Annotated in this window: 21 protein-coding genes and 1 other RNA gene; 1 reads left to right on the forward strand and 21 read right to left on the reverse strand. The window is 56.4% G+C overall.

Annotated elements, in window-relative coordinates:
• Window positions 1-243: 243 nt before the first annotated feature.
• The 3 genes from DQG13_RS16380 to DQG13_RS16390 form a co-directional block, all read right to left on the reverse strand.
• Window positions 244-750: a hypothetical protein gene (locus DQG13_RS16380; RefSeq protein WP_113020864.1), complete on the reverse strand. Its 507-nt coding sequence runs from the start codon at window positions 748-750 to the stop codon at window positions 244-246.
• 90 nt (window positions 751-840) lie between these two features.
• Complete coding sequence (locus DQG13_RS16385) at window positions 841-1,050, reverse strand: DUF1540 domain-containing protein (RefSeq protein WP_113020865.1); 210 nt, start codon at window positions 1,048-1,050, stop codon at window positions 841-843.
• 138 nt (window positions 1,051-1,188) lie between these two features.
• Complete coding sequence (locus DQG13_RS16390; RefSeq protein ID WP_113020866.1) at window positions 1,189-1,689, reverse strand: YpuI family protein; 501 nt, start codon at window positions 1,687-1,689, stop codon at window positions 1,189-1,191.
• 256 nt (window positions 1,690-1,945) lie between these two features.
• Here DQG13_RS16390 and DQG13_RS16395 point away from each other — a divergent pair, with 256 nt between their 5' ends.
• The gene (locus tag DQG13_RS16395) at window positions 1,946-3,859 is read left to right on the forward strand and encodes a S8 family peptidase (protein WP_113020867.1); all 1,914 of its coding nucleotides are present in this window, start codon (window positions 1,946-1,948) and stop codon (window positions 3,857-3,859) included.
• Window positions 3,860-4,598: 739 nt separating this feature from the next.
• Here DQG13_RS16395 and ilvD read toward each other — a convergent pair.
• The 18 genes from ilvD to DQG13_RS16490 form a co-directional block, all read right to left on the reverse strand.
• Entirely contained in the window at window positions 4,599-6,239 is a 1,641-nt protein-coding gene (gene ilvD, locus DQG13_RS16405; protein ID WP_113020868.1) for a dihydroxy-acid dehydratase, read from the reverse strand.
• A 589-nt stretch (window positions 6,240-6,828) separates the two neighbouring features.
• Complete coding sequence (locus DQG13_RS16410; protein WP_113020869.1) at window positions 6,829-7,689, reverse strand: MurR/RpiR family transcriptional regulator; 861 nt, start codon at window positions 7,687-7,689, stop codon at window positions 6,829-6,831.
• A 183-nt stretch (window positions 7,690-7,872) separates the two neighbouring features.
• Window positions 7,873-8,289, reverse strand: an RNA gene (gene rnpB / locus DQG13_RS16415) — RNase P RNA component class A.
• 345 nt (window positions 8,290-8,634) lie between these two features.
• Window positions 8,635-8,928, reverse strand: coding sequence for a hypothetical protein (locus tag DQG13_RS16420; RefSeq protein WP_113020870.1), 294 nt, complete (start codon window positions 8,926-8,928; stop codon window positions 8,635-8,637).
• Window positions 8,929-9,013: 85 nt separating this feature from the next.
• The gene (locus DQG13_RS16425; protein WP_113020871.1) at window positions 9,014-10,129 is read right to left on the reverse strand and encodes a Nif3-like dinuclear metal center hexameric protein; all 1,116 of its coding nucleotides are present in this window, start codon (window positions 10,127-10,129) and stop codon (window positions 9,014-9,016) included.
• Window positions 10,096-10,881: a tRNA (adenine(22)-N(1))-methyltransferase gene (locus tag DQG13_RS16430; RefSeq protein WP_113020872.1), complete on the reverse strand. Its 786-nt coding sequence runs from the start codon at window positions 10,879-10,881 to the stop codon at window positions 10,096-10,098. The genes DQG13_RS16425 and DQG13_RS16430 overlap by 34 nt, the downstream gene beginning before the upstream one ends.
• The gene (locus DQG13_RS16435) at window positions 10,882-11,706 is read right to left on the reverse strand and encodes a hypothetical protein (RefSeq protein ID WP_113020873.1); all 825 of its coding nucleotides are present in this window, start codon (window positions 11,704-11,706) and stop codon (window positions 10,882-10,884) included. It abuts the gene before it with no gap.
• 131 nt (window positions 11,707-11,837) lie between these two features.
• Entirely contained in the window at window positions 11,838-12,962 is a 1,125-nt protein-coding gene (rpoD, locus tag DQG13_RS16440) for an RNA polymerase sigma factor RpoD (protein ID WP_113020874.1), read from the reverse strand.
• Between the two features lie 34 nt (window positions 12,963-12,996).
• A complete protein-coding gene (gene dnaG / locus DQG13_RS16445; protein ID WP_113020875.1) occupies window positions 12,997-14,847 on the reverse strand; it encodes a DNA primase in 1,851 nt (616 codons plus the stop codon).
• 13 nt (window positions 14,848-14,860) lie between these two features.
• Window positions 14,861-15,352, reverse strand: coding sequence for a YaiI/YqxD family protein (locus tag DQG13_RS16450; protein ID WP_113020900.1), 492 nt, complete (start codon window positions 15,350-15,352; stop codon window positions 14,861-14,863).
• A 98-nt stretch (window positions 15,353-15,450) separates the two neighbouring features.
• Window positions 15,451-16,266, reverse strand: coding sequence for a pyruvate, water dikinase regulatory protein (locus DQG13_RS16455; protein ID WP_113020876.1), 816 nt, complete (start codon window positions 16,264-16,266; stop codon window positions 15,451-15,453).
• Window positions 16,267-16,440: 174 nt separating this feature from the next.
• On the reverse strand, window positions 16,441-17,190 hold the full coding sequence (recO, locus tag DQG13_RS16460; protein ID WP_113020877.1) for a DNA repair protein RecO: 750 nt from the start codon (window positions 17,188-17,190) through the stop codon (window positions 16,441-16,443).
• Between the two features lie 33 nt (window positions 17,191-17,223).
• The gene (locus DQG13_RS16465) at window positions 17,224-17,367 is read right to left on the reverse strand and encodes a YqzL family protein (protein ID WP_113020878.1); all 144 of its coding nucleotides are present in this window, start codon (window positions 17,365-17,367) and stop codon (window positions 17,224-17,226) included.
• Window positions 17,368-18,462: 1,095 nt separating this feature from the next.
• Window positions 18,463-19,359: a GTPase Era gene (gene era, locus DQG13_RS16470; RefSeq protein WP_113020879.1), complete on the reverse strand. Its 897-nt coding sequence runs from the start codon at window positions 19,357-19,359 to the stop codon at window positions 18,463-18,465.
• 42 nt (window positions 19,360-19,401) lie between these two features.
• Window positions 19,402-19,818 carry a cytidine deaminase gene (cdd, locus tag DQG13_RS16475; protein WP_113020880.1) on the reverse strand — a complete coding sequence of 139 codons (417 nt, stop codon included), beginning with the start codon at window positions 19,816-19,818 and terminating at the stop codon, window positions 19,402-19,404.
• A gap of 51 nt (window positions 19,819-19,869) precedes the next feature.
• Window positions 19,870-20,562 (reverse strand): diacylglycerol kinase, encoded by a 693-nt coding sequence (locus DQG13_RS16480; protein ID WP_113020881.1) that lies wholly within the window; start codon window positions 20,560-20,562, stop codon window positions 19,870-19,872.
• Complete coding sequence (gene ybeY / locus DQG13_RS16485) at window positions 20,559-21,143, reverse strand: rRNA maturation RNase YbeY (RefSeq protein ID WP_113020882.1); 585 nt, start codon at window positions 21,141-21,143, stop codon at window positions 20,559-20,561. Before ybeY ends, DQG13_RS16480 begins: the two co-directional genes overlap by 4 nt.
• Window positions 21,144-21,242: 99 nt before the next feature.
• A complete protein-coding gene (locus DQG13_RS16490; RefSeq protein WP_113020883.1) occupies window positions 21,243-23,456 on the reverse strand; it encodes an HD family phosphohydrolase in 2,214 nt (737 codons plus the stop codon).
• Window positions 23,457-23,472: the final 16 nt, after the last annotated feature.

The following is a 23,472-nucleotide window of genomic DNA, read 5'->3' on the forward strand; positions in this document are numbered from 1 at the left end:
CTCCACTTATGCGGACAGAGGTTCCGTTATGCAGAGGAAAATGGCCGATTGGAGGGTAATTGGAGTTCAATAACGGAATGTCGGTCCGCGAAAATCCCGGAATGACGCAAATGCGGCAAATAACGGATCGTGAGTCCGGGTAAATTGCTTCTGACGGCAGCTGAGTACCTCAGATATTAGGCTCCGAATGGGTCCAGACGCCCAAAGCCTCTCCGGATCGCCCGGAGAGGCTTGAGGACTAGCCTAATATAATCGCGGTAGCAGGACGTAATAAGCGATAACCGATAATAATCCCAATGCAACAGACCATACACCCACGGATTTGTTCCCGGCAGCGTAGGCGATAACGCCCATCACCACCGCAGCGGGTCCCAGCACGGCGGGCCAGAACATTAAGGAGCCGATGGCCAGAATGATGGCAATCCAGGCGCTTACCCGGTTCTTGCCCTTGCCTTCTTCCCCCGATCCGGCATCCGTTGCCGGAATCCGCTCCCGGTCGGTCCACTGTCCCAGCCGCGGTGCCATCCCGGAGGAAAACGCCTGTCCCGGCCCCAATTCACCGCTGAATTCCATGTACGAGTCCTCGATGGCTCTGTGGACCGAATCAATGGGCGGATCAGCTTCCCCTGCCGCGCCTCCGGCAGCCAGCTCCTCGCTGAACTCCTCATCATCGTCTATGGAAGTATCGGCGGAATTGGAATCCTTCACCCGTTTGGGTTCTTCCAAGTCCCAATCATTCTCAACATCCATCTCTCGTTGGCCTCCTCCCCTGGGGAGAGGCTCCACGCCATTGCTGACCGCCGGACGGCTGAGAGCGGAATGGCCGGAGCCTCCGGACAATTAAGATTTCGGCTTGAAGGTGTGGCAGCAGGTATTTTTCCCATTCGAAGCATGGTCCTGATGTTCGGTGTCGAATCCCTCACCCGCAAATTCGGCGTCGAATTTGACATTGGCGTGCTGATCCACTTCAATCATGATCCGGTCGGCACCGCATTTGTTCCCTTTGTTCCAAAACGCGCAATTGGAAACGGCACATTTTACGTCGGGCATCGTTATCACCTCCCCAACTCAGTGTGCCCCGGGAACAAATTTAGGGCGCCGCTGAAGCTCCGTTAATTTTCGCCAATGGCTACAAAAAAAAGATGCCGCGGAGGCATCCCTTTTCATTCGTATTCATTCAGTCTAGGCTTATATCTTCTCGCCCTGCATACGGCGTTTGGTAATGTAGTCGGTTTCGTAATAGGTCAGGTCCTCCCGCAGCTCCTCAAAAATCTTGGACAGCTCGATGGTCAGATCCCTGACCAGGCGGCTGGGCTTCTTGCGGAAGCGGATGGCATCCTGGCCCGTGTAGGCATAACGGCCGTCCTCGGAGTAGCATTCGTTCTTGGGGTAGAAGAAATTGTTGACGCAATTATGATAAACGTCGTACAGCACCTTTTCGGAATAGTCCAGATTGAACTGGGGGCGGCGCAGACTGACGCCAAGCTTCTCGTAGGCAACCTCCGAAAACACCAGAAGATGCCGGGTATCCTGGAGATAAGCCCGGTAAAACTCCTCCATGGCCGGATCGGTATCGGTGTTCAGTTGGTCCAGGGAATGATGGTTCAGGAACAGCTCCATCTTGGCAATGGCTTCCTTGAGCTTTACCCGGGTGGTTTCGCATAAATTTTTTACGTTGTCATTGGGCATAACAAAATGTCCTCCTAAGTGGTAATCCGTCAATACTGCCAAGGATGGCGAGGCAGCGCGTCTTCCAGCTCTATCGTACCACAAACGGCAGGGAAGCGGAATCCAAAAAGCCGCCTTTTCTGCATAAAAAGCCCCTCCGGTTCCAACCCTAAGTTTGGACTCAAATTTACGCCCGGCCATGCCGATGCACATAGACTCGAGCGGACGCTTACGAAGTCAGTTTTTGCTGACGCAAAAACTCTAAGGAGGAATTGCAGTGAGGAGACAACTTGTAACCATTGCGGCGCTGGCCCTTTTGGCAGTGCTGCTGTTTCCCCGGGAGGAGAACAGGGGCATCAGGCAGCAGCAGCTGGACGAGGGCAATGTATCGCCGGCCCATGAGCTCAACATCAAGCAATCGCAGGTGGCGGAGGATGTAGAGGCTACCAACGGCTTGTGCCGGAAGCAGTGCGCCGTGGATCTGCGCATCGCGGCGGCGGACCTGGCTGCAAGCGGACCGGGCGCCGCCAGGGAGCGTTTGGCTGCCCTGCAGGCGGAGCATCCCCACATGGCAAGGCTCTATTTCACCATGGGGCCGGAAGACGCCCATATGGACGCTATGCTCGCCGGGAATGTTCCGCCGGAGGTGCTGGCAGAGGCGCAGCCGGAGCTGGATAAGGCTCTCCATATGGCGGCCAAAGGCGGAGAATATCAGTCCCCGGCCATCAATACCCCTGATGGAACCTATTTTGTCATGTCGGGCATGGACCCCGGCGGCAGCCGTTCCGTGGTGACCGCGCTGGTTCGCCAGCATATTTTGGACAAGGTGAAGGAGCACCAGATCCGCAATCTCCGGGTAGTTCCGTATCCGGCGGAAGGCAACTGGAAGATCGAGTCCGTCGATACGGACACCCTGCAGGACGTGAATGTGGACCATCCGGAGGAAAATGAAGGCACCAGCCACTACCACAAGAACCAGGTGGTGGTGAAATTCGCCACCCCGCCTTCGGACGAGGACCTGCAGCGGATCGCCCGTGAGCTTCATGCGGGACCGGCCCAAAAGCTGGGCTACACCTATGTGTTTGAATCCTCCGACATGGAGGCCCAGCAAATGATGGCATACTTCAAGAATTGGAATGTGGAGTATGCGGAGCCCCATTATCTGTATCTGACCAATGACAGGCTGCGGTTTGTCAAATCGGCGGAGGAAACGGAAGGCGGCGAGCGCAGCGCCCTGGACATGAACGGAACTGTGCCCAATGATGCCCTCTATTCCCGGTATCAATGGAACCTGCCGCTTATCGAAACCCTTCAGGGCTGGAATATCGGGCGGGGCAGCCAGGATGTGAAGGTGGCGGTTGTGGATACGGGCGTGGATCTGAACCATCCCGATTTGAAGGACAACCTGCTGGAGGGAACCAATGTGGTTGCCCAGAACTCCCCTCCCCAGGATGACGTGGGCCACGGCACTCACGTTGCAGGCATCATCTCGGCGCTGGTGAATAACAACGAAGGGGTAGCGGGCATGACCTGGTACAACCCCATCCTGCCTGTCAAGGTGCTGGATGCCTCCGGCTCCGGCAGCACCTACGCGGTAGCCCAGGGCATTATTTGGGCGGCGGATCACGGGGCCAAGGTCATCAACTTAAGCCTGGGCAACTATGCCGATGCGCAATTTCTGCATGACGCCATCAAATATGCCTATGACAAGGATGTTGTGCTGATTGCCGCCAGCGGCAATGACAATACGGAGCGGCCCGGCTACCCTGCAGCATATGAAGAGGTGTTTGCGGTAGCGGCGACGGACGCCAAGAAGGACAAGGCCAGCTTTTCCAATTACGGCAATTACATTGATGTGGCCGCTCCCGGCGTCAGCATCCCCAGCACCTATCCCGACAACCAGTATGCCGCCCTCTCCGGCACCTCCATGGCCAGCCCCCATGTTTCCGCGCTGGCCGCCCTGATCCGCTCGGCCAACCCGCTGCTGAAAAACACCGAGGTGATGGAGATCATGCGCAAGTCGGCAGCGGATATCGGCGAACCGGGCAGGGACAAATACTTCGGCTACGGGCTGATCGATGTGGTCAAGGCGCTGGAAATGGCCGATACCAGCCGGATTTCCCTGAGCTATCTGCCGGAATGGCTGTCCCGGCAGTTGGAACGCTGGACAGGGGCTCCGCCCGTTCGATAGGCCATCCACCCCCCCCAAAAGCGAAAAGAAGCTCCGAAGCGATTCGGGTACTTTTGGAGGAGCCCCCGAATGAACAAGCAAATCAGAACAGAGAACGGGCATCCCAGGAGGGGTGCCCGTTTTTTGGCTTGGAAGAAGGCTGCGTTGTGACTTGCTTGTGGTTGGCTTGGTTTGCCTGGTTTGCTTGGTTTGCTTGGTTTGCTTGGTTTGCTTGGTTTGCTTGGTTGGCTTGGTTGGCTTGGTTGGCTTGGTTGGCTTGGTTGGCTTGGTTGGCTTGGTTGGCTTGGTTTGCTTGGTTTGCTTGTGGCTTTGTGGCTTTGTGGCCTGCTTGTGGTTTGCTTCTGGTTTGCTTATGGTTTGCTTGTGTTGCCTTCAGCCGGGTCCGATCCTGGCCCCAGTAAGAGACAGGTGAATCTGCCAAGCTGATGTAAGCGCCAAACAATGTATGCTAACCGTTTATTCGCCGGCGAATTTCCCAAATAGCAATCATGAAATGTATCCTATTCGCTCCATTTTGCCTATTTAACGGAGCTTGAGTGGCATTAGCATACATTTTATGTACGCTAATTGGCGAATTTTATCGGTTTTATGCAAATAGCATACATTTGTTATGCGCTATCATTTTCCTTGCCGCTTACGGAAGGACTAGACCAAAAAAGCCGCCTTTCCCGCCTGACTCGGATCAGGTTGGGAAAGCGGCTTTTTCAGCGTATGAAGAAGAGGCGGGAAAACAGGCGGATTATTCCTTCACTCTGCGGACTGCCCCGTACGCCGCGGAGGAGGAGCTGGCGGCATACAGCCGCAGCAGCTTGCTGGCCTCCTGCTTGACATATTCCAGATGCTCGGCACGTCTCCCCAGCTCCTCTTCGGAAACCTCCAGATGGATCAGCCGCTCCTGGACGTTAATCACAACGGTGTCTCCATCCTGCACTAGGGCGATGGTGCCGCCGTCTGCAGCTTCGGGGCTGGCATAACCAATGGACAGGCCGGCGCTGGCGCCGGAGAAGCGGCCGTCTGTAACCAGGGCCACCCGCTTGAACTTGCCCAGAATCTCGGTGCAGCGGTGAAGCTCCCGCATGCCGGGACCGCCCCGGGGGCCTTCATAGCGGATGATGACGGCGTCGCCCTCCTGGATTTTCCCCTCCTCATAGGCGTGGTCAAACTCCTCCTCGGAGTTGAACACCCGAGCCGGGCCGCTGAACTCCCGGAGCTCCGGAGCCACAGCGGATTGCTTGATAAGACAGCCGTCGGCGGCCAAATTCCCCTTCAGCACGGCGATACCGCCTTCGTTGTCGATGGGCGAGCCGATAAAATGGATCACATCCCGATCCGTCACCTGGGCCTCGGCAATATTGGCGCCGATGGTGCGGCCGGTAACCGTCAGGGCTTCCCCGCGGATCAGGCCGCCCAACTCCTTCATCAAAGCCGGCAGCCCTCCCGCCCGCTGCAGGTCATTGGTGGTGTACTCCTGATTATTGGGGGTAACCCCCGCCAGGAAAGGCACCTTGCGGCTGATCTGGTCGAACAGGTCCAGCGGCAGGGTGATGCCCAGCTCATGGGCAATGGCCGGCAGGTGCAGACAGGCGTTCAGCGAGCCGCCCATAGCCAGAAGCACCGAAATGGCATTTTCAAAAGCGGCCTGGGTCATAATCTTGCTGGGGGTAATTCCTTGGCGCACCAGTTTAACCGCCTGTCGCCCCGCCTCCTCGGCGGCGTCCAGCTGCTCATCGGAGAGGGCCTGCATCCACGAGGTGTACGGCAGAGACATGCCTAGAGCCTCCGACATGCCCTGCATCGTATTGGCGGTGCCCAGGAAGGGGCAGGCGCCGGGGCCGGGATAATACTGGCTGGTGACCTCCACCAGACCTTGCTCATCCAGCTTGCCGTCCAAAAAAGCGCGGCGGGCGGCTTTGGATTCCTTGGGCTTAATATGGTTGGGCATCACTCCTCCCAGCACCACAAGGCTGGGCAGGTTAAGCCGGGCAGCGGCCATCAGCATGCCGGGCACAATCTTGTCGCAGGAGCTTAACACCACCATTCCGTCAAAAATCCCGTGGCCGTTGACCATAATCTCCACGCTGTCGGCAATGGTTTCCCGGCTGGGCAAGGAATACTTCATTCCTTGGTGGCCTTGGGCAATGCCATCGCATACGGCGATAGTGTTGAATTCCAGGGCAACTCCTCCCGCCGCTTCCACTCCTTCCTTCACACGGTCGGCCAGCTGGCGCAGATGCACATGGCCCGGCACAATTTCATTCCAGGAGTTGGCGATGGCAATCACAGGCTTGTCGAGGCTTTTATAGTCCACTCCGCAGGAGCACAGATGCGCTTTCAGGATAGCGCGGGTGAAGGGAGCAATTTCCGAAATGCGGTTTTTCATAGCTTCTCCTCCTAACAGATCATACTGCAATAATAAAAAAATTTTTTTCGTTATTCAATAACGAAAATGTGAATTTTTTTCTTTTTTTCATACGGTTTCGCGAAAGATGTTCCGCAGCCCTTCCTCTATCGTAACCTCATATGCCGATGGTTCACCGGGAAATGGCCTGGCTCACACCTGTTCTTACGCACCCGGAAGAACGTAGCGGAACTGAGCGACTCTTATCGCGGCTTTTGCCGCTTATTCCCCTCTGAAACGGAACTAAGAAGCCCTTATTCCCCGCCGCCGCCTGATTTCCTCCCTATTTTCGCCGCATCAGGGATGTAACGGTTTCTTAGTTCCGCTGATTATCCAAACTCCCGCCTTCACCACCATAAGAGTCGCTCTGTTCCGCAACAGAAGCGAACTTGCCTGGCCGATGCGAAAAAAGGAAGACAAATCCCAGTTTACAAGGGCGCAGGCTTGCGTGGTTGCAAACCAGGTCAGAGGATGATTCGCAGAGCGCGACGCGACAAGATGGGATGGGAAAGGGCGGCCCCCACCACGGGATTTTATACTTTCCTTATATGACAAAAAAACGCCTGCGGATTTACAGGCGTTTGCTGGAGATAACCTCCCGGATTTTCTGCAGATTGTCCAGCGTTTCCTCCTGCCTGGCCAGAGACAGCCCCACGTACAGGGTATCGATGATGCACAGCTGGGCGATCCGCGCGGAGATGGCCTCCGTCCGAAAGGAGGTCTCCCGGGTGGAGCTGTAGAGCTTCACATCCGCCAACTGGGCCAAAGAGGATTTGGTGTAGCTGGTGATAACAATGATTTTGGCGCCGGTTTTGTCCGCCGCCTTCACTACCTCAATGAGATCCTTGCTGCTGCCCGAGTGGGAGATGGCCAGCACTACGCTCTCCGGGCCCAAAAGGGCCGCCGTGGTCAGCTGCAGATGGGGATCGGAGTGCATAACGCAGCTGATTCCCGCCCGGATAAACTTATGGTAGGCGTCCATGGCGATGGGCGCAGAGCCTCCCACAGCGTAGATGCACACGTTCCGGGCCCCGTTCAGAAGCCGGACCGCCGCGTTTAAGGACTCCGTATCCAGAAGCTGGAGCGTGTCCGTAATCCCGATAATATTGGAGGTAAACACCTTGCGGGCCACCTGGGCCATGTCGTCCTCCGGCAGCACCTCCTCATGGATGTTCTGCACGGGCTGCTCCACCATTTCCCCGGCCAGGGAAATCTTCAGCTCCTGGTAGCCCTTCATGCCAATCAGGCGGCATAACCGGAAAATAGTTGCCTCAGCGCATTGGGTGACCTCCGCCAGCTCGGTAATGGACAGATGGACCACATCCTGGGGCTGGGCCAAAATATGGTCGGCCACCGCTCTAACCTTGGGAGGGAGATCCTTGTATACTGCCTGTATCCGCGCCAGGCCGCTGTTTGGAGAACGGGCTTTCACAGTCTTCACCGCCTAGTGCGTGGGATAGGGTAAAATTCATTTTTGTTCCGATGAGGATCATTATAAAAAAATTTTTTTCTTTCGGCAATAAATAGATGAAACCAACCCTACCGTCTCTCGCCTGAAAAAAAGAAACGGCTCCCGGCTGCATCGCCGAAAACCGTTTCCGGATTCTTCGCATCAATGGAAAGTTTGCCGTAAGCCGGGTTCTGTACCTCGGGTGGTGATAACGGGGATTACCCTCCCACCAATGAGGCGACAATCATCTATCTAGGCCGTACATTGCTGCACGGCTCAAGCGACCAACCCGAACGCGCCTCGGGCTAAGGCTGGGGCGCGAAGCCCCTCGCGTTCCTCTAGGTCTTGCTCCGGATGGGGTTTACCAGGCGCTATGTCACCATAGCCCCTCGTGGTCTCTTACACCACGGTTCCACCCTTGCCTGTGCGGTCCGCTTCCGAAGAAGCGGCGCCATCGGCGGTCCGTTTCTGTGGCACTATCCTTCAACTCGCGCTGACTGGACGTTATCCAGCATCCTGCCCTGTGGAGCCCGGACTTTCCTCCCGCGGCTTAAAGCCGCCGGCGATTGTCTGTCAAACTTTCCGTTGCATTCTGTAGTATACAGGCTTAGCCGCCGAAATACAACCCGCAGAATTTTGCAGCAGCAGCCAATGGCAGGGTCCGCCAGTGCCGGACCAGTTCTAACAGAAGCCACGGCCCTTATCCGGCTCAAAAGCAGCCGTTTAAAAATCTAACGGAAGCAAGCGCCGCTATATGCCGGAAAACAGGCCCTTTCAAGCCCGCAGGCCCGAAATAGCGGAGCTGGCCGCCGTTAGATTTTCCGTCAGGCTTTCTTCAGCGGAATAGCGGCGCTCACCGCCGTTAGGAATTCCCGCTCCCGCCGGTTAAGTCCCGCCATGCAGCAGCTGCCCCAGCGTCCTCCGCATTCACCCCTGCAGCTTGTTGCTCCCGGACTGCGCCGCATGCCCGATATTGTCCAGTTCCTCCTTGGCATCCCGTACGATGCACTTCAACACAATCCCGAGCACCAGGGAAAATACCGCGGACAAAAAGAACATGGCAAATAAAATCCCGTTCTTGACAAAGTTGCCGTTGCTGAACTCAAAAATCTGGTCGGACACTGCACCTTTGAAGAAAATTCCCAAGGAGATGATAAAGCACAGCCCGGCAGCGGCAAAAAGAATATGGGCCATCCGGTTCGTCCGTTCAAAGTACCGCATCGGAACAACCTCCATCCTGCTGGAATCGGGCAAAAGGCCCGCCATCATTCTATGCGGACAGCCCGGCTGATATGGCAAACCGCCGCTATACGAACCGGAAAACCTCCGTATCCACCGATGACGGAACCGCCACTGTATCCCATTTCTTCTCCTGGAACCGCCGGTTCAGGAAATCGGCTACTCCCGGCTTCATGATCTTCTCCACATTATGGCCGGGATCAATAACCGCCAGCCCCGCTGCCAGCGCGTCATGAGCCGCATGGTAGTCCACATCCCCCGTAATCAACACATCCGCGCCCGCAAACAGGGCATGGCGGATGTAGCGGCCTCCGCTGCCTCCCAGCACCGCAATTTTGCGGACCTGCCGGTCCGGGTCTCCCACAAGCCGCAGGGCAGCCACGCCAAATGCCTGCTTCACCCGCTCTGCAAGCTCGCCCAGGGTGGAGCCCTGCGGCAGCTTGCCTATCCGGCCCAGACCGAAGGCGCGCCCCTTCAGATCCATGGGATACAGGTCATAAGCCACCTCTTCATAGGGATGGGCCTTCAGCATGGCGGTTACCACCCGCTTTTCCACACTTTCCGGGACAATGGTTTCCAGACGGATTTCCTCCACCTGCTCCAGTTGGCCGGCTTCCCCGATAAACGGCTCCGCCCCCTCTTGAGGCAGGAAGGTTCCCTTGCCTTCGATGTTAAAGGAGCAGTTGCTGTATTTGCCGATCCATCCGGCCCCCGCTCCGAACACAGCCTGCTGCACCTTCCCGTGATGGTCCTTGGGCACAAACACCACCAGCTTCTTCAGCTTTTCCGTGTGGACCTCCTCCAGATGAGTCAGCCCTTCCAGTCCCAGCGCTTCGGCCAAAAGATCATTGACCCCGCCCTCGGCCACATCCAGATTGGTATGGGCGATATAAACGGCGATATCATGCTTGATCAGCTTGGCGTACAAGCTGCCTGCAGGGGTATCCGTGCGCAAATGGGCGATGGGCCGGTACATGATGGCATGGTGGGCAATAATAAGCTCAGCCCCCTCGCGGATGGCCTCGTCCACCACCTCATGGGTTACATCCAGCGCCACCAGCACCTTGCGGATCTCCTTTTGCAGGGAGCCCAATTGCAAGCCGATGCTGTCCTCGGGCTGGGCATAATGCTTGGGCGCCAGCTCCTCCATCAGTTGAATAACGGTTTGTCCTTTTGCAAACATGCCGTCAGCTCCTTCAGTCTCTTGATCTCCTCCAGGACCTTCAAGCGCTTTTGCCGGGCCTCCTCCAGCTCCGAGCCGGCCATGGACCGGGCCACCCGCTCCAGCTTGGCAGTTTCCCGCCGCCACTTTTCCAGGAATACCGGCTCCGCTTGCTTCAAGAGATACGGTCCGAAGGCCAGCCAATCCGCTTCGCCCAGAACACCGAATCCCGCCAGCTCCCGCTCCCGGTACAAATCCGCCTCCGCCGCGGCTCCATCCTCTACCTCAATCGCAGGATAAGCGGACAGAATTTCATAAATTTTGCCGTCTTCCTCCAAAATCTCCTCGCCAACCAAAAGCCAGCCGTTCTGCCGCAGCCAGATCCGGACCAGTTGCTCGCCCACATTGGGCTGGAGGATCAGATGGCGCACACCGCTGAGCTTGCCCTTGACACGCCCTGCCTCCAGAATCTCGGCGATCAGGGCGCCGCCCATGCCGGCAATGGTTACGGTATCCGCTTCCCCCGGGTCCAGCACATCCAAACCGTTGCCTTGGCGGGCCTCCACAAGGCTGCCCAGGCCTGCTGCGGCAATTTGGCGTTTGGCCGCCGTGAGCGGCCCTTTGTTCAGCTCCCCGGCAATGCCGCGGGCAATCCTGCCGTTAAGAGCCAGAAACGCCGGCAAAAGCGCATGGTCCGAGCCAATATCCGCCAGACGGCTGCCCGGCTTCACCTGGGCGGCAATCGCCCCCAGGCGTTTTGACAATAGTATCATCTACATAACCCACTCTACCCATTTTTTTCGCAAAGCGAACAGTACACCGCCGCCGACGGCAAGCTTCGCGCCCAACAGGAGCTGCAGGACGGCATCATCCAGATTGGTCCAGATAAAGCCGTACAGCTCCCCTCCGAACCAGCACAGCACACCGGTCAGAAACAATACGGCGGAAATCTGCTTATTCACATGATGGAGCAGCCAGGCCAGCCAGCACAGCACCAGACTGAGGGGAACCCAGGAGAGCTCCACTCCGATCCAGTCGATATCCGTTATATTGTGCCGCAAAACAAAGGCGTAAATCAAGAGCAGGACAATCCATCCGGCAAAATGAAACACCGGAAATTGGGCGGCAATGCCCGTCAAAATCCAGAGCATGCCGCAGAGGGCCACTACAAAAACCAGCGGCACACTGCCTGCCTCCCTCACATTCAGAAGATAGATGCCGCCGAGCAAGATGATTCCTGAAGCGCCTCCGAAGCAAAGACAGGACACAAAAGGCTGCTTCACCCGCTGGGCCGCGCCCAGCAGGTACAGGGTCGCTGCCAGCAGCCCAAGAACCCCGGTTTGCATCCAGAATGAAAAAGATGTAAAATGAAGTCCAATAAAGGAAATGATTCCCGTTATCCCAATAACTGCAAGCCAGGTTTTCCAGTTGCTGTTGCTGACCGCCTTTTGCGAAATGCCCATTACGGTGGGGCCTTCCACTTCCCGGTCATCCATATACAAATTCAGCAGAAAATCGCAATAATGCTCCGGCAGAAGCTTGCTTCTCCGCCATTTATCGATTTCCGCCACTATAATCTGAACCTTGTCCTGATCCATCTTCCATCACCCCAGCCGATTCCTGATACAATCTTTACCTTATATCGGCTCCCGAAGGCAATTTTTTTACGAAAATGCAGTGTACTCTACAAAGAAAGCCCCGCCGCTTCAGGCAGGGCCAACATCAGCTTCTATTCCAGGAAATCCTTCAGCCGTTTGCTGCGACTGGGATGGCGGAGCTTGCGCAGCGCCTTGGCTTCAATCTGGCGAATCCGCTCACGGGTAACGCCGAAGACCTTGCCCACTTCCTCCAGGGTCCGTGTCCGTCCGTCATCCAGACCGAACCGGAGCCGAAGCACATTTTCCTCCCGCTCGGTAAGGGTGTCCAGCACATCCTCCAGCTGTTCCTTCAGAAGCTCATAAGCGGCTGCATCCGCCGGAGCCAGAGCCTCCTGATCCTCGATGAAGTCTCCCAGATGGGAGTCGTCTTCCTCGCCGATGGGCGTTTCCAGGGAAACCGGCTCCTGGGCGATCTTCATAATCTCCCTCACCTTATCCGTGGACAGCTCCATCTCCTTGGCAATTTCCTCCGGGGTGGGCTCGCGTCCCAGCTCCTGCAGAAGCTGCCGGGAAACGCGGATCAGCTTATTGATGGTCTCCACCATATGTACCGGTATCCGGATGGTTCTAGCCTGGTCGGCTATAGCCCGGGTAATCGCCTGGCGAATCCACCAAGTGGCATAGGTGCTGAACTTGTAACCCTTGGTATGGTCAAACTTTTCCACGGCTTTGATCAAGCCCATGTTCCCTTCCTGAATGAGGTCCAGGAACAGCATGCCGCGGCCAACATACCGCTTGGCAATGCTGACCACCAGCCGGAGATTGGCTTCCGCCAGCCGGCGTTTGGCTTCTTCGTCGCCGTTTTCGATCCGTTTGGCCAAACCGACCTCATCTTCTGCGGAGAGCAGCGGCACGCGGCCGATTTCCTTCAGATACATCCGGACAGGGTCATTGATCTTGATGCCCGGGGGAAGGGACAGGTCATCGTCGAAATTAAATTCATCATGCTCCTGATCGTCGTGGGACAGAGGCGGCATGTCGTCCTCTTCGGATTCATTGCCTACCTCAATGCCCAGTTCGGAGAGCTGCTCGAAGAAATCGTCTATTTGTTCCGGGTCCTGATCGAAGGGCGACAGGCGTTCCATGATGTCCTTATACGTAAGTGATGAGCGCTTTTTGCCCAGTTCAATCAGCTGTTCCTTCACCTGGTCCAAGGTTAGTTCTGACTCGAGCTCCGTGTGTTGATCGTTCGCCATTTCTCCTACTCCCTCCTCCCTAGAATCATTCGCGTCAATAACCTTTGAACGAGTTCAATTGCTTTTCTAGGGCCTGAATATCTTTTTTCACTCTTGCGATGTCTTGCACAATACCGCCCAGCCGCCGCGCCGCTTCCAGCGGGTCATGCAGGCCTTCGGCTTCCGCGCGTTCCTTCTCCAGCTGCTGCAGCCGCGGATAAAGCTTCAGATAGCCGATGTAATCGGGAAGCGCCCGCAAAGCGGGCTGCGGATCGGTCATGGACAACGAGGCTGCCGCACGTTCCAGCGTCTCGTCCTCCAGTCCCGCCATAAATTTGCTGATGTCCGGCTCATTGCCTTGTGCATAATAGGCATATAAATAAGCGGCAAGAGCCGCGTGAAGCTCTGTGGCAAACCCGTCTCCCAGCTCCTCCTGGACCTTCAGGGCCGCCTCCCGGTCATTAAGCATAGCTGCAAGCAGGGCTATCTCTGCATGCTCATGGGCGGGAAGAACAGATACTTTATTCCTGTTGTTTCCATTATTCCTAATATTATTCCACGAATTGTCCGGATTATCCCCAGGCTCCCGTTTTTTCAGAAGTTCCTGCCGGTATCCGTTCATCTGCTGGGTCAGATTGTCCGCCGCATAGGGGAATTCCGCCGCCAGCTCCTGGATATAATGCTCCCGCTGATACGGAGCGTCCAGCTCCGCCACCAGCCTCAAGGCGGCTTCAATGTACCGGAAGCGCCCGTCCACATCCGTCAGATTGAAATTTTTGCGGATGTATTGCAGCTTGAACTTGGTTGCCGTCAGCGCGCCTTCAATAATCTCCCGGCGGAACCGCTCTCCGCCGTGCTGGGTAATGTACTCGTCGGGGTCCTGCCCCCCCGGCAGCCAGGCTACCTTCACGTGGAAGCCTTCCTTCTCCAGGAGCTCAATGCTCTTAAAGGCTGCTGCCTGTCCGGCTGCGTCCCCGTCGTAGCAAACCAGGGCTTCATCCGCATTGCGTCTCAGCAGTTGGGCATGCTCCCGGGTCAGGGCCGTGCCCATGGACGCCACCCCGTTCTGAATGCCGGCTTCCCACACCTTAATGGCATCCACATACCCCTCCAGCAGCACCACTGTGCGCGACTTGCGGATCTGGGGCCGGGCTTGGTGGAAATTGTAAAAGTTGCGGCTTTTGTTAAAGAGAGGGGATTCCGGACTATTCATATACTTAGGCTGAATGTCCCCCATGGCCCGCCCGCCGAAGGCAATAATCCGCCCCTTCTGGTCATGGATGGGAAACATGATCCGGTCGCGGAATTTGTCGTAATAGCCCGACCCTTCCCGGTGGGAAAGCAGGCCGCCCTTCTCCATCAACGCCGGGTCAAAGCCCCGCTTTTCGAGAATTTCCGCAAGCTTGTCCCTCATGTTGGGGGAATACCCCAGTTGGAAGGTTTCAATGATGCGGTCATTCATCCCCCGGCTCCGCAAATAATCCAGCGCCTGTTTGCCTTGCTCCGTGTTCAGCATAATGTAATTATAGAACTTCGCCGTAAACTCGTAGGCGTCATAGAGTGCCTTGGCTTCCGCCTGCTCCTTGGTCTGCTCCGGCGTTACCGGAGCCCAGTCCACCGGGATATGCGCCTCCTCCGCCATCTGCCGCACCGCTTCGCCGAAGCTTAGCCCCTCCACTCCCATAATAAAGTGGATGGCATTGCCTCCCGCGTGGCAGCCGAAGCAGTGATAAATCTGCTTCTCCGGCGTAACGGTAAATGACGGGGATTTCTCCGAATGGAACGGGCACAGTCCCTTGAGATAATGGCCCTGCTTCGACAAATGCACATGACGGCCTACTACGTCCACAATATCGTAAGCCTTCAGAACAGCCTCGATCACCTCATCGGGGATACGTCGGTTCAAAGCATAACCACCTTCATTCCAATTGACAAGTATTACTTATTCGCTCTCCCGGTTTATTTTCCTGCAAGGATTGCAAAAGTTTTGTCAAAGAATGTAGAAATCGTTCCCGGTCCTGTGCGGTAAAAGGCTTAGGTCCTTTGCCGTAATGTCCGCTTCTTCGTTTTTTGGCGTGCTCATGGCGGCTTTCCAGCAGAAAATCGATATTTTCATCCGTGTATTCCTGCCCCCGGTTGGAAAGCACAAAAGCGCGCTTGGCCAAGCCGATGGTCGCCAAACCAAAATCCTGCGTCACCAGAATGTTGCCGGGCGCCAGATGATTGGCAATATACAAATCTGCCGACTGATCCGACCGGTCTACCTGCACAACAGTTACGCCGGGCTCCTCCGCGAGCCGGTGATCCAGAGACGCCACCATCAGCACATGGGCTTGAAACCGGCGGGCAGCCTGAATAATCTCCTGCTTCACGGGACACGCGTCGGCGTCAACGACAATGGCAAGCGCCATGCTCAACTCTCTCACCGCCTTTAGGATTGGCAGCACTTCCGTAATATTATATACGATGGGGAAATAAAAAATCCTGCCTGCACCACAAAAAAGCTTGACTAACGGAGCGGAATTCGTTCCATGATAATCCCCGCCGTTTCCTCCACCGCTTTGTTGGAGACATCGATGACCATACACCCCAGCTTCTTCATGATCGCCTGGGCATGAGCCAGCTCCTCATTGATCCGCTGCACCTTGGCATAGATGGCCTCCTCGCCCAGTCCCAGCGCCTTCAGCCGCTCCTTGCGGATTTCGTTCAGCTTTTCCGGGGTGATGGTAAGGCCGACAATTTTGCTTGGATTGACGGTGAACAGCTCCCGGGGCGGCACCAGTTCCGGCACCAGGGGAACATTGGCGACCTTGTAGCTTTTGTGGGCCAGAAACATGGCCAACGGCGTCTTCGACGTGCGGGAAACCCCCGCCAGGACAATATCCGCCTTGATCACGCCGGTGGGGTCCCGGCCGTCGTCGTATCTTACGGCGAATTCCACTGCCTCCACCTTGCGGAAATAATGCTCATCCAGCCTATGGATGATTCCGGGTTCGTGGCGGGAGCGCTGGTCCAGCGCTTTTTCCAGACTGGTGATAATGGGGCCCAACAGATCAATGCAGATGACCTGGCTTTGGGTGGCCCGCTCCAGCAGGTAGTCGCGGAGCTGGGGTATCACCAGCGTGAACACAATCACGCCGCCGCAGGAAGCGGCATCCTTGATAATCTGGTCGATGCCTTCGGGCGTATGTATAAAAGGCCGGCGCTTCAATTCAATGACAGTCGGCAGAAACTGGACAATGGCCGCTCTGACCACGGATTCCCCCGTTTCCCCGGCAGAATCGGAAACCACATAGACATACTGGACTTTTCTCCTATTGGACAAGGTTGATCACCCTCCCTTTCGCTTAACTAAAGCCTAAAAAAGCTCCCGCTCCTGCGTCTGCCGGCAAGCTGCCAAGCACAGGAACAGGAGCCGCGTCATTCACGGTTCCACCCTTTATTTGAAAGCGGCATCGGCCAGAATCGTAACAAATTCACGCTTTCCTGTCAAACCCCATTATTCGATGCCGTATTTGTCCATCTGGTCGAGAAAGCTGCGGGATTTCCACTTGGTTTCCACATACATGTCCATCATCCCGCGCATACAGCGCTTTAATTGCGCTTCCGTGACAGGCTTGACGTCAATTCCCCCCAAGCGCCGCAAATCCATGCTGCGGAACAGGCGGAGCAGCTTCAGGGTACCCGGTCCCAGGATGATGGCCTGGGGGTCCCTGGCCCGGCAGCGCGGGCAAAGAATCCCTCCCGCCGCAATGCTCAAGGCCATTTCCCCCTCCTTGCTGCCGCAGGAGACGCATTGATCCAGCTCCGGCATGTAACCGGACAGCACCAGCATGTTCATCTCCATAATGTGGGCAATGATATGGGGCGGCTTATCGTCGGCGATGCCCCTTAACGCGGCCAACAGCTGCTCGAACAGCGGGGCGTTGGGCTCCATTTCCCCGGTGAGCTTCTCCACCATTTCCGCTATATAGGCGGCATACGCCCCCTTCATCAGATCCTCCCGGAGCTTGTGGAAGGAGTCGGTAATTTCCGCTGCGTTCAGGGTCCCCATGTGCGCATTTTTGTAGATGACAAACTCTCCGTATGTAAAAAGCTGCGTGACAGCCCCATGGCGACTCTTCAGCTTCTTGGCCCCCCGGGCCATCACGCTCATTTTTCCGGCTTCCCGGGTATATACCGATATAATCTTATGCCCTTCCCCGTAGTCCATGCTCCGGGCGACAATTCCTTCTACCTTATACAGCATGGGCCTCAGCTCCTAACGCTTGGCTGCCCCGTGTTAGACCACCGCTTCTCCCTCTTCCTGCTCCTGCGGCTCCTCCACCGGCAACGTGCTTTCCGCAGGCATCAGCATCTCCTTGTACAGCAGGTACGCATTCACATCTCCCGTCATCGAAAAATAGTTCCAAGAGAAGTCTCTCATCTGTACCATCCCCTCCTACAGTCTGTGAATTGCCCCACATATGTAGGATAGGAGAAAAGGGGTGAATCTATCCGAAGCAAGTACTGGCAGGGGGTCGAATCCCCCCTTCCCCCTTTCGCCAAAGGGGGGAGACTTGGGCGCTGCCGCCCCAAGACCCCGGCAAGGGTGCGGTTCGTCCCGGGTGGGCCGTCTTCGATGGGGGGTGGGTGGCAGGAGCGCTTCCGTTCCCCTGGAAGACCGATTGCCCCCTTTGTTGGCGGGGCAACCGGTCTTGAGGGCGGGAACACGCTGGAGGTTTGGCGTTCTTCGCCGCGTGATGCCCGTGGTGGTGCAGCGGTGGCCGGGTGAGAGGGACGATGGAGGGGGAGCCGCCTCACGCTGCCGCATGAAGCTCACGGTTTAAACCTTAACCCCCTAAACCCAAAACCTCAAACCCTTCGCTCACATCGCTTTGCTGGTTCGCTCTCCGGCCGCTTCCGCTTCGCCCGGCCGGACTTCAAACCAAACCCCTTAACCCCAAAACCCCTTTTCGCTCACTCCGCTTTGCTGGTTGGCTCTCCACCCTTCCCTAACGGCGGTGAGAGCCTCTATTTGCCCCAAAAAGAGGGGTTGCGAAATCTAACGGAAGCAGGAGCCCTTATTGGGCCAAAAATGGGCTTGCGACGGGGCTTTTGGCCCACATAGCGGCTGTGGCCGCCGTTAGATTTTCTCAAGCGGCATTTTCGCCGAAATAAAGGCTTCCATCGCCGTTAGAAGCGGTTCGCCAGCTCAATATAATCAATGGCCCGGTTCAGCCGGATGTTCCAATCCACTCCTCTCACCTCCTGATCACAATTTTAGGAATGTGAGGATGGAATGTCCTCTCCTCTGCCACTTAAAAATGAGAGGACTCCATGCATTTATTCGCATTAGCCAGGCCGTGTCTGAAAACCCGCTTGAGGCATCTTTCACCGCCTTTTCGCCCCTTGCTTCGTTACCTTTGCTTGATGTCCCCCCCCCGGTGAACTCACGCAAAAGTGCCTTGCCTGGAACGAAAATTCGCCAAAATCTGTTCCCCTTGGAGTTATCAGACACGCCCTATTTGCCGTCAGCTCCTTAGTCGTGCCGGAAGCCCAGGTCCTTCAGCACCCGGTCCTGGTTGCGCCAATCCTTTTTCACCTTGACCCACAGCTCCAGGAAGCATTTGTTGCCCAGCAGCTTCTCGATATCCAATCTGGCCAGCCTGCCGATTTCCTTGAGCAGCGCGCCGTTTTTGCCAATGATGATGCCCTTCTGCGAGTCCCGCTCCACGAAGATGACAGCGGAGATATGCACCAGGCCATTCTGCTGCACCTTCATATCCTCGATGGTGACGGCGATGGAATGGGGAATTTCCTCCCGGGTCAGATTCAGGATTTTTTCCCGCACCAGCTCGGCGCACACGAATTGCTCCGGATGGTCCGTTACCTGGTCCGCGGGATAATACATGGGCCCCTCGTCCAAGTAGCGCACCGCCTGCTCCAGCAGAATGTTGACGCTGGTGCCTTGCTTGGCGGAGATGGGCACGATTTCGGCAAAGGGGTACAAGTCCTTGTATTGCACGATGATCGGCAGCAGCTCTTCCGGCTGCACCTTGTCAATTTTGTTCATCACCAGAATAACGGGAGTTTTGACCTGCTTCAGCCGTTCGATAATATACCGGTCTCCGCCGCCCAACCCTTCGCTGACATCCACCAGAAAGAGGATGGCGTCCACCTCGTTTAAGGTGCCCTCCGCCACCTGCATCATATAATTGCCCAGCTTGGACTGGGGCTTATGAATGCCCGGTGTGTCCAAGAAGACGATCTGGGCGGTGTCGGTGGTATACACGCCGTGAATTTTGTTGCGGGTGGTCTGGGGTTTGTCCGACATAATGGCTACCTTCTGACCCACCACCCGGTTCAACAGGGTGGATTTGCCCACATTGGGGCGCCCAATAATGGCCACAAACCCGGATTTAAAGCCTTTTGGCATATGCAAAATTCCTCTCGTGGTCAATTTGGCGGTGAGTTTCCGTCATTCCTTGAAATCTCTGGAGGTGAAGGCTCCCGGCAGCAGCTCCGCTACAGTTGTCTCCTGGATGTCGCCCTTCAGGTTGGTCAGATAAACCGGCATGTCCGGACCGCACAGCTCGCTTAGCACCTGCCGGCAGATGCCGCAGGGCGAAACCGGCTCCTCCGTGTCGGCGATAACGGCAATGGCCTTGAAGCTGCGCGGGGCAAGACCGTCGGCTACGGCGCGGAAAACGGCTGTCCGTTCGGCGCAGTTGGTTGGGCCGTAAGCGGCGTTTTCAATGTTGCAGCCATGATGGATATGCCCGTTAGAGTCCAGCAGCGCCGCTCCCACCTGAAAGCGGGAATACGGAACGTATGCTTTTTTGCGGGCTTCCGCCGCTTCTTCAATCAGCTTTTGTACAAATTCGGGGACTGCCATACGATTCATCCCTCCGTCATTATTGGTGAAGTGTGATGCCCATTCCATTCCCTACCTGCCCAGGAAAAAGGCCAGCACCGTCAGCACCGCTCCCAACAGGCCGCCTGCCAGAATCCCCGCCAGGGAGCGCCCCTGCTTCTCATAGAGCATCACTAGAAACATGCCGCACATGACCAGGGCCAGCAGCCCGATTAACGTGTCGCCGCTTTTCAACGTGATTAGTGTTCCCAATGAAACCGCCAAGGCCATCCACAGGCTGGGCTTCAGCTGCCCGTTGGCCCGAAAGCGGGTGCGGACCACGATAACCGCCAGCGCCACCAGCGTCAGATAGAGCCAGACGGAGCCGATGGACAGCGGCATCTCCGGATGGCGTCTGTGCCGAATCCACTGCTCCACCGGCGGGTAGAACACCGCCACTCCCACAGCGGCGGCAAAAACCGCCGTCACCAGCACCGCGGCGGCTGCCACATCCTTGGCGATTTTGGCCAGGGGGTGCAGGTCGGGCATGGCGAGATCGACGGTTTTTTCGATTCCGGTATTGATCAGCTCCGTGACAATCACCAGCGTAATTGCCAGCAGCAGAAGCAGGATATCGGTCCGCGGCAGCCGAAAAAACAAAGCGGAAACCAGCACGGCAAAGGACGCAAAAAAATGGAACTTCATATTCGGCTGCGTCGACAGGGCGTACTGGATGCCTTCGTAGGCATGGCGCATGCTTTTTAACCAGCGGACCAAAGGATTCAACGGGTGATCCCTGCCTTCGCCAGAATCTCTTCCTGCTTCCCGAACATGATTTTTTCGTCTTCCTCCGTCATATGGTCATAGCCAATGAGATGCAGGAAGCCGTGAACGAACAAAAATCCGATCTCCCGTTCAGCCGAATGCCCGTATTCCTCCGCTTGGGCCAAGGCTTTGGGGATGGAGATCACAATATCCCCCAAGGGCTCCGCCAGAAGCTTCTCCGGCTCCTCCTCGAACTCCTCCAGCGTATCCTCCCCGCCGTCCAAGAGCCCCAGCTCCGCCATCTCCTGCAGCATCTCCAGCTCCACTTCCTCCAGATCCTCCTCATCGTAATAAATGGGGGGCTCGTCCTCGGAGGACTCGGACATGGCAAAGGACAGCACATCCGTCGGCTTGTCGATGCCGCGGTAATCCCGGTTCAGCTGGCGGATGGTCTCATCGTCCACAAAGGACAGGACCACTTCGCCGGACTCCACCTGCTCCTGCTCGCCGGCCAACCGGAGCAGCTCCTCCAGCTTTTGGACCAAAGCAGGCGTAATCTCGTACTCATCCTGTTCATTGATGCATTCCAGATATAGATTCAAGGGAGATCATCCTTTTTCTCTAAAATACTGTCATTATGTTTGCCGGTTCGTATCGGGGGCTCCCCCAAAAGTAATCGGAATAAGCTTCAGAGAATCACTTCACTTTTGGGGGTCAGTTTTAGGAATATCCGCCGGATACTCGATGCGGGAGTGGAAGATGCCCAGCAGCGTTTCATTCAGGGCTTTGGCCACCGTATCCAGCTCCTTCAGCGTCATATCGCATTCATAGAACTGCCCGTCATCCAGGCGGTCCTTAATAATTTTCTGCACCAGGGAATCGATCTGCTCCACTGTCGGATTGCGCAGGGAGCGCACCGCCGCCTCCACACTGTCGGCAATCCCCACAATGGCGGATTCCTTGGACTGGGCCTTGGGACCGGGATAGCGGAAGTCCTCCTCGCGGATTTTATCCGCCCCTTCCTCACCCGCCTGCTTCAACGCCTTGTGGTAAAAATATTTCAGAAACGTGGTGCCGTGATGCTGCTCGGCAATATCCCGAATCTGCTTGGGCATCTTATATTCCTTCAGCATTTCCACTCCGTCGCGGGCATGGGCCACAATGATGGAGGTGCTTAAGGACGGCGCAATACTGTCGTGGGGGTTCTCGATATTCTGCTGGTTTTCAATAAAATAGCTGGGCCGTTTGGTTTTGCCGATGTCGTGGTAGTACGAGCCTACCCGGCACAGGAGCCCGTCGGCCTTCACCGCCTCCGCCGCTGCTTCCGCCAGATTGCCCACCATAATGCTGTGATGGTAGGTGCCCGGCGTCTCCGTCAGCAGCTTCCGCAGGAGCGGGTGATTGGGATTGGACAGCTCCACCAGCTTCAGGGGGGACAAAATGCCGAAGGCGGTTTCGAACACCGGCATCAGCCCGATGACGAAGATGGCTGTGATCAGCCCCCCTGCAATAGTAAAGGCGCTGGCAAAGGCAATGTCCTTCACCGTATAGTGGCTGTCCAGCAGGAACAGGATCAGCATTCCTACCAGGCCGAAGAGGGAGACAATGGTGCCCGCCTTCAGAATGGAGGAGCGCTGGCTGGCCTTATGCAGGGAGTAAACCGCCGCAAAGCACATGACAATGGCCAAAAACCCGTACCGGAAGTCAAACAGAAACTCCGGCTGGTTATTGAAGATAACGCTGGCCACCACGCTGGTCAGCACGGAGAGCAAAAAAGCCAACCGGTCATTCATCAAGAGCACCAGCAGCATGGTTCCCAGGGATACCGGCGCCAGGAATCCGATAAACGGGTAATCCAGGGTTTGGCCCAGAGCCACCAGCTTCATCACCAGGTAGTTCACAAACATAATGGCCCCCAGCATCAACAGCTGCGCATTGTTGCGGCTGCCGGGAGAGCCGCTGTGCTCCAGGTACGCGTACAAGCCCACCATAATAAGGGCCACCATCAGCCAGAGGCCAATCTGGGGCCAGTGGGTGCCTTTATCCTTCAGCAGATCCAGCTTGGCCAACCGCTGGTAAATCTCCTCGGTAATCATATCCCCCCCTTGGACGATCACATCCCCTTTGTCAATGGTAACAGTGGGGGTGGCCTCCCGGGCTTCCGCCTTGGCCTTGTCCGTGGCGTCCGCATCGTAGAAGGAATTGGGGGTAATGGCAAAGCGGGCGATTTCCTGAACCAGCTCCCGCTGCGTATTCTTCGTCAGGTTGGAGGAATTAACCAGCTCCGTCACCTTGGAGCGGGCCGTTGCCGCATCCGGAATCTGCTCGTTCATCAGCTTCTGGACAATCTCCTGGGTGACCGGCTGCATGGCGATCAGGTCCTCTTTGGAGAGAAGCGGCAGCTTGTAATACGCCTCCTCGGGAATTTTGTAGATCTGCTCCTTCATTTTGGCCCCGGTTTCCTCCTGAAGCTTGGCGCCGTACAGGCTGTTGCGCCCCATGCCGCTTACCGTCTGCTGGATGAAATCATTCATCACCGACGGAAAAACATCCTTGTACAGGCTGGTTTTGGTTTCCTGGGCCAGACTGGAGTTGGCGTTGTTGGTAATCAGCTTCTCATACAAGGCGTCGATCAGCGTATCGTTGCGCAGCGAAATGACCTTGTAAACAGGGGACACCTTGGCAGCCGCCTCATCCCTGGCTTTTTGGGTTTCCTTCTCCAACGGAAACTGCTGGGGCGCCCGGATGGTGCTGCCTGCAGGCGTATTGGGCACGATATCATAGGTTTTGGGCACCAGTTTGTCAGCCAAAAGCACATACAGAAGCACCGCAAACAACGCGAACAGCAGGAAGCGCACACTTCCCGCCTGCTTCCACCCGCCCGGGCGGCTGCTGAAATTCGCTTTGGCTTTCATACCGTTACGTATCATG

This window comes from Paenibacillus sp. YN15, from assembly GCF_003285005.1.
Classification (GTDB): domain Bacteria; phylum Bacillota; class Bacilli; order Paenibacillales; family NBRC-103111; genus Paenibacillus_AR.